The following is a 12072-nucleotide window of genomic DNA, read 5'->3' on the forward strand; positions in this document are numbered from 1 at the left end:
GGGGGCGGCTCAGCGGAGGAGGGCATCGAGGGTAGTGAAGCCGTAGCCGGCGGCCCGGAGCCGAGAGATCAGTTGCGGCAGGGCGTCCGCGTCGAGGGTGCTGCCGTCGTCGGGGTTGGAGCCGATGTGCATCAGGACGATTTCGCCGGGGCGCAGGCCGGCCAGGGTCCGGTCCAGCACGGTCTGGACGCTGATGCCGCCGCTGGTTCCCTTCCAGCCGAGCGTGTCCACGCTCCAGCGGACCGCCACGTAGCCCAGGGCGTTGACGGCGGCGATGGTGCGCGCGTCCCGCTCGCCGAACGGGAACCGGAACAGCGGCCGGGCGGTCCCGCCGCCGACGTTGATGGCGGACTCCGCGCCGGCGAGCTGCTCTGTGATCTGGGCGTCGGACAGGCCGGTGAATCCGGGGTGGGTCATCGAGTGGTTGCCGATCCGGTGACCGCCGGCCACGATCGCGGCCACGCCCGCCGGGTTGCCGGACGCCCACGCACCGGTGAGGAAGAACGTCCCGCGAACGCCCGTCGCGGAGAGGGTCTGCAGGATGCTGGGCAGCCCGGCGGAGTTGGCCCCGGCGTCGAAGGTCAGCGCGACCACCGGCCCGGCGCCCGGGATGACCTCGACGTCGGCGCCCCGGAGCGCGGCCGGGAACGGGGCGGCAGGCGGGACCGGAGGTTCCGGGGCGGGCGGGGCGGGAGGTTCCGGTGCCGGTGGCGCGGATTCCGGCGGGGCGGGAGGCTCGGGTGCGGGCGGTGCCGGGGTGGGTGACTCAGGCGCGGACGACGAGGTAGCCGGCGACGGGGACACCGTGGTCGTGGCTGAGGATGGCGACGAAGACGTGGGCGGCAGGGGTGCCGTGGCCGGGGGCCCGCCCTGCGGGCCCGAACCCCGCGGCCCCGAGGCCAGCAGCACCGCCCCGGCCACCGCGGCCGCCACGAGCAGGACGGCGAGCGCCGCCGCCAGAAGCCGGCGCTGGCCGCCGGCGGGGATCGTCCACATGCCCCACCGTGACCCCGGTTTCACGGCCCGGGATAGGGCTGAAGGGCCCCTCCAACGGCCCCGGAAACCCGTCGTCCCGGGGCAGTAGGATGCAGGGAGAGGCACATCCCGGATTCGTCGCTGAAGCGAGGCAGGACCCCGTGAAAACTCTCCTTCGGTACCCGCTGGTGGCAGGCACCCTGGCCGTCCTGTTGGCCGTGATCCTGCTGCTGGTGTCCGGCCAGGAGGGCATCGCCCGGTGGACCGCCAGCCTCTACGCCCTGGCCGTCGCCGCGTACCTGGCGGTGGGCATGGTCCGCCGGCTGATGGGCGGCACCTGGGGCATCGACATCCTGGCCGTGACCGCGATCGTCAGTACCGTGCTGGTGGGCGAGTTCGTCGCCTCCATGATCATCGTGCTGATGATGGCCGGCGGCACCGCCCTGGAGGACTTCGCGGCCGGCCGGGCCAAGGCGGAACTGACCGCCCTGCTCGAACGCGTCCCGCAGACAGCGCACCGCGAGCGGGCCGGGGTGGCGGCGGACGGCACCCACGGCGACGGCACCCTGGCCGACGGCCAGCACGAGGACGTGGCCGCCACCGACGTCCGGATCGGCGACATCCTGCTGGTCCGGCCCGGCGAGGTGGTGCCCCTGGACGGGGTCCTGCTCTCCGAGTCCGGCACCTTCGACGAATCCTCCCTCACCGGGGAAAGCCTGCCTGTGGAGCGGGCAGCCGGGGAGGGCCTGATGAGCGGGTCGCTGAACGGCGAGGCGGCCGTCCGCATGCGGGTCACGGCCCGGATGGAGGACTCCCAGTACAGCAGGATCGTGGCCCTGGTGCGGGAAGCCGCGGAGAGCAAGGCCCCGATGGTCCGGCTGGCCGACCGCTACGCCGTGCCCTTCACCGCCCTGGCGTACGTGCTCGGCGCCGTCGGCTGGATCATCAGCGGCAGCCCCGCCCGCTTCGCCGAGGTGCTGGTGGTGGCCACGCCCTGCCCGTTGCTGATCGCCGCGCCGGTGGCGTTCCTGGGCGGGATGAGCCGCGCGGCCCGCGGCGGGATCATCGTCAAGTACGCCGGGGTGCTGGAGCTGCTGGGCCGGATCCGCACCGCGGCGTTCGACAAGACCGGCACCCTCACCTACGGCCGCCCGGCGTTGGTGGAGATCCGCACCACGGGCGCCCTGGACGAGGACGAGGTGTTGCGCCTGGCCGCGTCCGCGGAGCAGTATTCCTCCCACGTGCTCGCCGCGTCCGTGATGGATGCGGCCAGGGCGCGGGTGCTGGGCTTCCACAGCGCCTCTGAGGCCACCGAGTACGCCACGCACGGCGTCCGGGCCCGTCTGGACGGGCGGGACGTGGTGGTGGGAAAGCCGAACTTTGTGGCCGAATCCGCCAAAGGGGTGGTGGAGACGGAGCTGGTGTCCGGGCAATTAGGCATCTATGTGGGGGTGGACGGAAAATTCGTCGGCTGTCTGGTGATGAGCGACCCGCTCCGGGACGAGGCGCGCCGGACCCTCGGCGAGTTGCAGCATCTGGGGGTCACGCAGACCGTGATGCTGACCGGCGACGCCCTGGCCACGGCAGAGCACATCGCGGATGCAGCCGGTCTCACGGACGTCCGGGCCGAGTGCCTGCCCCCGGACAAGGTGGAGGCGGTGCGGTCGCTGCCGCTGCGGCCGGTGATGATGGTGGGCGACGGCGTCAACGACGCCCCTGTCCTCGCCGTCGCCGACGTCGGGATCGCCATGGGTGCGCGGGGCTCGACGGCGGCCGGCGAGTCCGCCGACGTCGTGATCATCCTGGACGACCTGTCCAAGGTGGCCTCCGCCGTGCGGATCGGCCAGCGCACGGTGAAGGTGGCGCTGCAGAGCATCTGGATCGGCATCGCGATGAGCGTGGCCCTGATGGTGGCGGCTGCCGCCGGTTACGTCCCTGCGATCGCCGGTGCCCTGTCCCAGGAGGTGGTGGACCTCGCCACCATCCTGAACGCGCTGCGGGCGCTGAGTGCGGGGCGGAAGGGAACCCGGACGCCGGCGCCTGGGGTGAAGTGATCGTAGAGGGTATGCCTCACCGGGCAGCCGATTGCGGCACACCCCAGGAGGCGAGGAGGCGCAGCCTCTCAGCCGAGGGGGATCCGGGTTCGGCCGAGTAGACCAAGAGGACATGGCCCGGATCCGCCGTGATGGCGAGCTCCTCATAGGCGAGGGTGAGCTCACCGACGACCGGATGAAAAAAGCGCTTGGTCCCCGACCCGTGGGTGCGGACATCATGGGCTCCCCACAGCCGGCGGAAGACGTCACTACGGGTCGACAGCTCGCCCACCAGGTCCTGGAGATGCTTGTTGTGCGGGTCCCGGCCGGCTTCCGCCCGCATGATCGCTACGCACATGTCGGCGAAGAGATCCCAGTCCGGATAAAACTCCCGCGAGGCTGGGTCCAGGAACTGGAAGCGGGCCAGATTCGGTGTCCGGCCGCCGTCGCCAATCACCGGTGAGTAGAAGGCGCGGCCGAGTTCGTTGGTGGCCACCATGTCCTGGTGCGCGTTGCGGACGAAGGCGGGGCCGTCAGTAATGGAACTCAGCGCCCATTGAAGGCTCGGGCGCAGGGCGGGGTTGCGGATGGCGCTGCGCCGCCGCGCACGGCCCGAGCTGGGAATTCCGTCGGCCGCCCGGGCCAGGTCAAGAAGATGCGCCCTCTCCGTGTCGTTCAGCTGCAGGGCCTCGGAGATGGCGTCGAGCACGGAGGCCGAGGCCCCGGCGATGGCTCCGCGTTCGAGTTTTGAGTAGTACTCGACGCTGACACCGGCGAGCATGGCCACCTCGGAGCGGCGGAGTCCCTTGACCCGTCGGTTGGGGCCGGAGGGTATCCCGGCGAGCTCGGGGGTGAGTTTGGCCCGACGTGACATGAGGTACTCGCGCACCTGGGCTCGATTGTCCATGCCTATGACCATACGACGATCCTCGCGGTGGAGGGATGCCCTGCCAGTACACCTCTTGACAGGGACTTCTTCGGTCTGCCGATAAGGGTTTTGCTGGATACATGACTGATTCCTCCACCCTCAATCAGACGGGCCGACATGGCCGGTGGTTGGCGGCGCTGTTGCTGGTGCTGACGGTCTTTGGACCCATTTCCATGGACCTTTACCTTCCGGCTCTCCCTGCCCTGACCGCCGAGCTTGGCGCGAAGACGTCCACGGCACAGCTGACGGTCACCGCGTGCCTGTTGGGGCTGGCGGCGGGGCAGCTGGTCGCAGGCCCGCTCTCTGACCGTTTTGGCAGGCGAAAGCCGCTCCTGATCGGGGTGGCCGCGTACGTCGTCGTGTCGACGCTGTGTGCGATGAGCCCCACCGTTGAGGTGCTGGTGCTCGCCCGGCTGGTCCAGGGCGTGGCCGGCGGCGTCGGGATCGTGATCGCCCAGGCCGCCGGCCGAGATGTGTACGACGGCGGCCGACTGATCCGCTTTTACGGCCGACTGACCGTTATCGGCGGCTTTGCGGCCATCGTGGGCCCCTTGGTGGGCGGTGCGCTCTCCGCGGTGATGGACTGGCGGGGCCTGTTCCAGGTCCTTGCGGTCATTGGTGCGGCGATTCTGGCCTGGGTCGTCGTCGGGTTTGGCGAGACGCTGCCCGCGGGGTCGCGCACCCCGGGCGGGTTCGGCCAGGTGGGCCGCGATATGCGGGTTCTGTTCCGGGACCGCGGGTTCGTCGGCGCTGTTGTGGTTCAAGGGTTTGTCTACGCGGCCCTGTTTGCCTATCTCAGCGGCGCAACCTACGTCCTGCAGGGTGTCTACGGCCTTTCCCCACAGCAGTACGCCATGGCCTTCGGCCTCAATTCTGCAGGGTTCATGGTTTTCGGCTACCTCGCCGGCCGGTCCAGCGAAAGGTGGAGCATCACCGGGACCCTCATGATCGGCCTGGCCATGTGCGCGGCCGGAGCCGGGGGAATTCTGACCGCCGGTATCACCCACCTTCCCTTGCCCGCGGTGATGGTTTCCCTGCTTCTCTTGGTGAGCGGGACCGCGGTCACCAGCCCGCCCTCGACCACCATCGCACTGGCCGGCTATCCGACCATCGCCGGCGCCGCTTCCTCCTTCCTCGGTGCCGCCCGCTTCGCTCTCGGTGGAGTCGCCGCCCCGCTGGTAGGACTCGCCGGAGCACTCAGCATCCTCCCGCTGGGCCTGGTGACCGCCGCCGCGATCATCCTGGCAGCTGCGACCGCCCTGGTCCTGCTGCCCCGGGCGTCCCGCCCGGCATCGGCGGAAAGACCGTCCTCTGAAACACCCGTTCCAGAGCATTCCCATCACTGAAAGGAAACACCATGCACGGCACCGAATTTAGCCAGATCTTCCCGCTGGGCCAGAAGAACGACGCGTATGCGCAGTACTTCACCGGCCAGAGTTATCTGGCGCCCCTCGCCTCGGGCCCAGTCCCCGTCAGCAACGTCTCTTTCGAGCCGGGATGCCGCAACAACTGGCACATCCACCACGGCACAGACGGAGGAGGCGACCAGGTCCTGCTCTGCACCGCGGGCAGCGGCTGGTACCAGGCCGACGGCGAGGCCCCCGTCAGCCTGGAACCGGGAACGGTCATCCACGTGCCCGCCGGCACCAAACACTGGCACGGAGCGAAGGCGGACTCGTGGTTCTCCCACGTCGCTTTCATCACCCCGGGCAACGACGTCAGCAACGAATGGCTCGAGCCCGTCACCGACGAGGCGTACGGCGGGTTGCCCCGGAACGGAGGAGAAGCATGACCATCCTGAACGACAAACTCACCCTCTCGAACGGCGTCGAGGTCCCCGCCCTGGGGCTGGGCACGTGGTTCATCGACGATGACAAGGCCGCCGAGGCCGTGCGCCAGTCCATCGCGATCGGATACCGCAACATCGACACCGCCCAGGCCTACGGAAACGAGCGCGGCGTCGGCGAAGGCATCCGCACCTCAGGGGTGGCACGGGACGAACTCTTTGTTTCGACCAAGCTCGCCGCCGAGATCAAGGACTACGCCGGGGCCCTCGCCGCGATCGAGGGGTCGCTGGAAAAGCTGGGGCTCGAATATGTCGACCTCATGCTGATCCACGCCCCGCAGCCCTGGGACGATTTCCGTGGCGGCGACTACTCCGAGGGCAACCTTGCCGCCTGGCGGGCCCTGGAGGAAGCCCACCGGGCAGGGAAAATCCGCGCGATCGGAGTCTCCAACTTCCTGCAGGCCGATCTGGAGAACCTCCTCGACCACGGAACCGTTGCTCCGCACGTCAACCAGATCCTCGTACACGCGGGCAACACCCCCACCGGCCTGATCGACTACTGCCGGTCCAAGGGCATTGCGGTGGAAGCGTATTCGCCCATCGCCCACGGCGAGATCCTGAAGAACCAGGACATTGCCGGAATCGCGGAGAAGTACGGGGCGAGCGTGCCGCAGCTCTGCATCCGCTACACGACACAGCTCGGCGCCGTTTCGCTGCCCAAAACCGCGAACCCGGACCACATGCGCTCAAATGCGGAGATCAACTTCACGATCTCCGATCAGGACATGGAAACGCTTCGCACTCTCGATGAGAAGAACTACGGCGAGCACGCCGCATTCCCCGTCTATTCCGGAAAGTAGAAGAAATCGACAATGCCTGAAAAAGTGACAGCCGGCCGGGACGCGCTCGGTACCTTTGCCCCGACGTTCGCCGGGCTCAACGACGATGTGCTCTTCGGACAGGTCTGGTCCCGCGAGGAGGAGCTCTCCCCGCGGATCCGCAGCATCGTCACCGTGACCGCCCTGATGTCCAGCGGAGTGCTCGATGGCTCGCTCCGCCATCACATCGGCCTCGCCAAGGCCAACGGGGTCACGGCCGAAGAAATGGCAGAGGTGCTAACCCACGCGGCGTTCTACGCCGGGTGGCCCAAGGCCTGGGCAGCGTTCCGTATCGCGACGGAGACCTATGGTGTCGATCTCCCGCGGTAGGCCTGTCCGGGCCTAACGCTCCCTACCCTCCCGTGGGCCGCCGCTCCGCCTCGGCGATCAGCGGAACCGTCCTGAGATAGCTGTCCGGGTTCAGTGAGATCGAGTCGATCCCCTCCCCCACCAGGAACTGCGCGAACTCCGGGTGGTTGCTGGGGCCCTGACCGCAGATGCCGATCTTGATCCCGGCCACGTGCGCCTGGCGGATCGCCTCACTGATCATCGCCATCACCGCCTCGTCCCGCTCATCGAAAAGCGCCGCCAGCCGCGCCGAGTCCCGGTCCACGCCGAGGATCAGCTGGGTCAGGTCGTTCGAGCCGATGGAGAACCCGTCGAAGCGGGCGGCGAACTTCCCGGCGAGCACCACGTTGGCCGGGATCTCGCACATCATGTACACCTGCAGCCCGTTTTCCCCGCGGACCAGGCCGTTTTCCGCCATCACCGCCAGCACTTTGTCCGCCTCCTGCGGGGTCCGGCAGAACGGCACCATGACGATCACGTTGCCGAAACCCAGCCGCTCCCGGACCCGTTTCAGCGCCCGGCATTCGAGGGCGAACCCCTCGCGGTAGCGCTCGTCGTAGTAGCGTGAGGCGCCGCGGAAGCCCAGCATCGGGTTCTCCTCGGCCTCCTCGAAGGCCGCCCCGCCCACGAGGTGCGCGTATTCGTTGGTCTTGAAGTCGCTCAGCCGCACGATCACCGGCCGGGGATGGTACGGCGCGGCGATCTTGGCGATCCCCAGGGCCAGGGCGTCCACGAAGTAGTCCCGGGGGTCCGCATACCCGCACGTGAGCTCGCGGATCTGCGCCGCCTCGCCGGGGTCCGTGACCCGTTCCGGGTGGACCAGCGCCATCGGGTGGACCCGGATCAGGGAGCTGATGATGAACTCCATCCGGGCCAGCCCCACGCCATCCGCGGGCAGCCGCCACCACTGGAACGCGGCGGCGGGGCTGGCAATGTTGACCATCACCTTGGTGCGGGTCACCGGCAGCTCGCCAAGGTCCACCTCCTCGGTCTCAAACGCCAGGCTGCCGGCGTAGACACGCCCCTGGTCGCCCTCGGCGCAGGACAGCGTGACGGCCAGACCCTCCGTGAGCACCGCCGTCGCGTTCCCGGTACCGACGACGGCGGGCACGCCCAGTTCCCGGCTGACGATGGCGGCGTGGCTGGTGGGTCCGCCGTGGTCGGTGACGATCCCGGCGGCGCGCTTCATGATCGGCACCCAGTCCGGGTCCGTCATCTCGGTGACCAGGATGGCGCCGTCGCGGAACCCCTCGATGTCCGCGGCGCTGCGGATCACGCAGGCGGTGCCCTGCGCGATTGAGTCGCCGATCGCGGCACCCGCGGCCAGGACCGGTCCGGTTTCCAGCAGGTGGTGCAGGGTGAAACGGGGTCCCGTCTTCTGCGACTGGACGGTTTCCGGCCGGGCCTGGACCATGAAGAGCTCGCCGGTCTCCCCGTCACGAGCCCATTCCATGTCCATCGGCCGGCCGTAGTGCTCCTCCACGGTCACGGCCCAGCGTCCCAGCGTGAGGATCTCCTCATCCGTCAGGACATAGGCGCGGCGTTCCGCCTCGGAGGTATCCACGGTGCGGGTGCGGGCGTGGCCGCCCCGGCTGTAGACCATTTTCCGGGCCTTGGAGCCCAGGGTCTTCTCGATGATCGGGCTGATGCCGGCCGCCGCGGACGCCTCGGTGAGGAGGGGTTTGAAGACCAGGTACTTGTCCGGGTTGATGGTCCCCTGGACCACGGTTTCGCCCAGCCCCCAGGCGGCGCTGATCACGGCCGCGCGGGGAAAACCGGAGTCCGTGTCAATCGAGAACATCACCCCGGAGGCGCCGATGTCCGAGCGGACCATCCGCTGGACACCGATCGAGAGGGCGACGTCGAGGTGATCGAAGCCCTTGACCTCCCGGTAGCTGATGGCCCGGTCCGTGAACAACGAGGCATAGCAGCGCCGGCAGGCGTCCAACAATTCCGGCTCCCCGGCGACGTTCAGGAAGGTCTCCTGCTGGCCAGCGAAGCTGGCGTCCGGCAAGTCCTCGGCTGTGGCGCTGCTGCGCACCGCCACAGACAAACGGTCCATCCCGGCCCGCCGGCTCAGGTCCCGGTAGTGCTGGCGGACCGCGTCCGCCACATCCGGCGGGAATTCCCCGCCGAGGAAGAGTTCGCGGATGGCCTCGCCGGTCTCGCGCAGCGTGGCCGTCCCGGCGCGGAAAGCGGCCAGCCGGTCACGCAGGTCCGGCTCAATCGCATTCGCCGCAACGAACAACCGGAAAGCAGCGGCCGTGGTAGCGAAACCGTCCGGAACCTGCACTCCCCGGGACTTCAGGGTCTGGATGAGTTCGCCCAGGGAAGCGTTCTTGCCCCCGACCTGGGGCACATCGGCCATGCCGATCTCCTCAAACCACTTCACGTGCTCGGGCATGCGAGTACTCCTCGGGTCGGTCCGCCAATGCTCCGATCCTGCTGCCCGGCGCGGGGTCCGGTCAGAGTCTTTGGACCTTGGGGGCGCCGGCTTGGCGATGCCGGAAGGACTTGTACGCCCAGTCCGCCACGAGGACAGCGGGAACGGCCGCGAGCGCCACGGCCAGCCCGCCGGGCGTCGGCGGCGCGTGGCCCAGCAGCGCCGCCACCGGCCCGAGGAACAGGAACACCACCAGCAGACCCAGCTCCGCCAGCACGGCCCAGAGCAGCAGGCGGTTGGTGAACCAGCCCAGCCGCCACGGGGGCGCCGTGGCACTGCGGCAGGCGAAGGCGTTGGCGAGCTGGGCCAGGACGACGGTGGTGAACGCCGCACCCGATCCCGCCATCAGCACGTCCGCGGGCGGCAGCGGCGCCCCGGGACTCCAGCCGGCGCCGAACAACACAGCGGTATAGGCGGTCATCTCCATCAGCGCCTCCACCGGACCCAGCAGGGCGAAGACCCGGACCATCAGGGCCCGGTCCATCAAATGGCGTCGCTCCGGCGGCCGTTTCAGCGCCCCCTTGCTGGGAGCTTCCGATCCGAGGGCCAGGGCCGGCAGCAGGTCGGTGCCGATGTCGAGGGCCAGGATCTGCAGGACACTCAGTGCCAAGGGGAACCGGCCGCCGGACAGCGCCCAGAAGACGAACGGCGTCAGCTCGGCGACGTTGTCCGTGAGGTGGTAGGTGAGGAACCGGCGGATGTTGGCGTAGGTGGCGCGGCCCTGTTCGACGGCGGCGATGATGGTGGCGAAGTCGTCGTCGAGGAGCACCAGGTCTGCAGCCTCACGGGCGACGTCGGTACCGCTGAGTCCCATGGCGACGCCGATGTCCGCCTGCTGCAGGGCGGGTCCGTCGTTGACGCCGTCGCCGGTCATCGCCAGCACGTGGCCGCGGTGCTGGAGGAGCCTGGCCACCCGGAGTTTCTGTTCGGGCGTGACGCGGCTGACCACCACGCCGTCACGGTCCAGCAGCGCGGCCAGCACCTCGTCGTCCTCGGGCAGGGAGTGGCCTTCCAGCACCAGTTCGGGCGACCCGATCAGGCCGGTTTCCCGGGCGATGGCCGCGGCGGTGAAGGCATGGTCGCCGGTGACCATGGCTACCTTGATGCCAGCCTCCCGGGCGGCCTGCAGGGAGACCCGGACCTCGGCGCGGGGCGGGTCGTGCAGGCCGATCAGGCCCAGCAACGTCAGCCCGGTTTCGACGTCGTCGAGGGAAAACCGGGCGCCGGGGAGGCCCGGGAGGCTGCGTTGCGCGACGGCCAGCACCCTGAGTCCGTGTGAGGCCATCTGGTCCACCATCCGGAGCGCGTGTGCCGCGCCGTCCTCGCCGCCGTTGGCCTCACAGAGCGGAATGACTGATTCCGGGGCACCCTTGACGAAGAGGGTGGTGCCCACGATCGCGGACTCCCGGAGCCGGCGCGGGTCGAAGGCGAAGCGGTGTGAGGGTTTCAGCTCCTCGGGGCCGCTGCCCGGTTCCGCGAGCCGGTGGGCCAGTGCATCGATGGCGGCCTCCATCGGGTCGCCCTCAGGGATCCACTGCCCCTCGTGCTGAACCGTGCGGCCAACCGAGGCCGCCCGGGCCGCCGTACCGAGCTGCCGGGCCGCGTGGACGGCCTCGGCTCCGGCATCAGCCCCGTCCCCGTCCCTGATCTCGGCCTCCGGGGCATAGCCCTGGCCGGCGATCTCGAGCAGCCCGGAGGGTGTCCAGACCTCGACGGCGTTCATCCGGTTCTGGGTGAGGGTGCCGGTCTTGTCGGTGCAGATGAAGGTGGTGGAGCCCAGCGTCTCGACGGCCTGCAGGTTGCGCACCAGGGCATTCCGCCCGGCCATGCGCTGCGCCCCGATCGCGAGGGAGAGGGTGACCGTGGGCAGCAGGCCCTCAGGGACCAGCGCCACCGCCACGCCGATCGCGAAGAGGAACGCATCCCGCCAGGAAATGCCGACGAGCAGGGAGAGGACGAAGAACAGGATGCCGATGCCCAGCGCCACCCCGGCCACAATGCGGACAATGCGCTGTAGTTCCAGTGCCAGCGGGCTCGGGGGCGCCCCGACGTTCCCGGTCAGGGTCGCGATCTCGGCGAGCCGGGTGTGGCCGCCGGTACTGGTGACGGTGCCCTCGGCCGTACCGATGACCAAGAACGTGCCGCCGTAGATGCTGTCCCCGGCGGTCTTGGCGGTGGGCTCGCTCTCCCCGGTGAGCATCGACTCGTCCACGGCGCAACCGGCCGCGAGTTCCAGCCGCAGGTCCGCGGGCACCCTGTCCCCGGCCACCAGGACAACGGCGTCTCCGGGCACCAGTTCGGTGGTGTGGACCTTGACCACCCGGCCGTCGCGCCGCACCGAGACCATGGCTGGCAGAAGTTCCCGCAGTTTGGCGGCCGCGTGCTGGGCCCGTGCCTGCTGAATGAAGGCGAAGACACCGTTCACCACGATGACCACGACGATCGCGATGCCGAGTTGAGGCATACCGGCGACAAAAGCCAGCGCCGCGGCCACCCACAGCATGAGGGCGAAGAAGTGGGTCAGCTCCGCGGCCAACCGCCGCCAGCCGGGGACAGGACGCGCCTGCGGCAACTGGTTTGGACCGTCGTGTTCCAGCCGGCGGGCCGCCTCCTCGGAGCTGAGGCCTGCGCTTCCGGACGCCAGCCCCGCGCCCGCGGATGTCACCGTACGCCCCGCAGTC

At 69.5% G+C, this 12072-nt stretch carries 9 protein-coding genes; 5 read left to right on the plus strand and 4 right to left on the minus strand.

The window, feature by feature from the left end; translation table 11 throughout:
• Positions 1-9 precede the first annotated feature (9 nt).
• Positions 10-996 carry a polysaccharide deacetylase family protein gene (locus ABC337_RS06855; RefSeq protein WP_412884610.1) on the minus strand — a complete coding sequence of 329 codons (987 nt, stop codon included), beginning with the start codon at positions 994-996 and terminating at the stop codon, positions 10-12.
• A gap of 140 nt (positions 997-1136) precedes the next feature.
• On the opposite strand from ABC337_RS06855, the gene ABC337_RS06860 reads away from it, so the two are divergent.
• Complete coding sequence (locus ABC337_RS06860; protein ID WP_412884609.1) at positions 1137-3029, plus strand: heavy metal translocating P-type ATPase; 1893 nt, start codon at positions 1137-1139, stop codon at positions 3027-3029.
• Between the two features lie 16 nt (positions 3030-3045).
• On the opposite strand, the gene ABC337_RS06865 is transcribed toward ABC337_RS06860, so the two are convergent.
• Positions 3046-3915 (minus strand): helix-turn-helix domain-containing protein, encoded by an 870-nt coding sequence (locus tag ABC337_RS06865; RefSeq protein WP_412884608.1) that lies wholly within the window; start codon positions 3913-3915, stop codon positions 3046-3048.
• A gap of 101 nt (positions 3916-4016) precedes the next feature.
• Here ABC337_RS06865 and ABC337_RS06870 point away from each other — a divergent pair, with 101 nt between their 5' ends.
• Genes ABC337_RS06870 through ABC337_RS06885 form a run of 4 tightly spaced genes read left to right on the plus strand, consistent with a single transcriptional unit; the run spans position 4017 to position 6930 of the window.
• The gene (locus ABC337_RS06870) at positions 4017-5282 is read left to right on the plus strand and encodes a multidrug effflux MFS transporter (RefSeq protein ID WP_412884607.1); all 1266 of its coding nucleotides are present in this window, start codon (positions 4017-4019) and stop codon (positions 5280-5282) included.
• Positions 5283-5293: 11 nt separating this feature from the next.
• The gene (locus tag ABC337_RS06875) at positions 5294-5728 is read left to right on the plus strand and encodes a cupin domain-containing protein (protein ID WP_412884606.1); all 435 of its coding nucleotides are present in this window, start codon (positions 5294-5296) and stop codon (positions 5726-5728) included.
• Complete coding sequence (locus ABC337_RS06880) at positions 5725-6582, plus strand: aldo/keto reductase (protein ID WP_412884605.1); 858 nt, start codon at positions 5725-5727, stop codon at positions 6580-6582. The genes ABC337_RS06875 and ABC337_RS06880 overlap by 4 nt, the downstream gene beginning before the upstream one ends.
• A 12-nt stretch (positions 6583-6594) precedes the next feature.
• Positions 6595-6930 carry a carboxymuconolactone decarboxylase family protein gene (locus ABC337_RS06885; RefSeq protein ID WP_412884604.1) on the plus strand — a complete coding sequence of 112 codons (336 nt, stop codon included), beginning with the start codon at positions 6595-6597 and terminating at the stop codon, positions 6928-6930.
• 22 nt (positions 6931-6952) lie between these two features.
• On the opposite strand, the gene ppsA is transcribed toward ABC337_RS06885, so the two are convergent.
• On the minus strand, positions 6953-9352 hold the full coding sequence (ppsA, locus tag ABC337_RS06890) for a phosphoenolpyruvate synthase (RefSeq protein WP_412884603.1): 2400 nt from the start codon (positions 9350-9352) through the stop codon (positions 6953-6955).
• 61 nt (positions 9353-9413) lie between these two features.
• Positions 9414-12056: a cation-translocating P-type ATPase gene (locus ABC337_RS06895; protein ID WP_412884602.1), complete on the minus strand. Its 2643-nt coding sequence runs from the start codon at positions 12054-12056 to the stop codon at positions 9414-9416.
• Between the last annotated feature and the right edge of the window lie 16 nt (positions 12057-12072).

It is taken from the genome of Arthrobacter phoenicis, assembly GCF_047238215.1.
GTDB lineage: Bacteria > Actinomycetota > Actinomycetes > Actinomycetales > Micrococcaceae > Arthrobacter.

What these genes read in the sequence shown, in the direction of transcription:
- ABC337_RS06870 (WP_412884607.1), top strand. Translation starts at nt 4,017, where the DNA reads ATGACTGATTCCTCCACCCTCAATCAGACGGGCCGACATGGCCGGTGG.
- ABC337_RS06880 (WP_412884605.1), top strand. Translation starts at nt 5,725, where the DNA reads ATGACCATCCTGAACGACAAACTCACCCTCTCGAACGGCGTCGAGGTC.
- ppsA (WP_412884603.1), bottom strand. Translation starts at nt 9,352, where the DNA reads ATGCCCGAGCACGTGAAGTGGTTTGAGGAGATCGGCATGGCCGATGTG.
- ABC337_RS06885 (WP_412884604.1), top strand. Translation starts at nt 6,595, where the DNA reads ATGCCTGAAAAAGTGACAGCCGGCCGGGACGCGCTCGGTACCTTTGCC.
- ABC337_RS06865 (WP_412884608.1), bottom strand. Translation starts at nt 3,915, where the DNA reads ATGGACAATCGAGCCCAGGTGCGCGAGTACCTCATGTCACGTCGGGCC.
- ABC337_RS06855 (WP_412884610.1), bottom strand. Translation starts at nt 996, where the DNA reads ATGTGGACGATCCCCGCCGGCGGCCAGCGCCGGCTTCTGGCGGCGGCG.
- ABC337_RS06875 (WP_412884606.1), top strand. Translation starts at nt 5,294, where the DNA reads ATGCACGGCACCGAATTTAGCCAGATCTTCCCGCTGGGCCAGAAGAAC.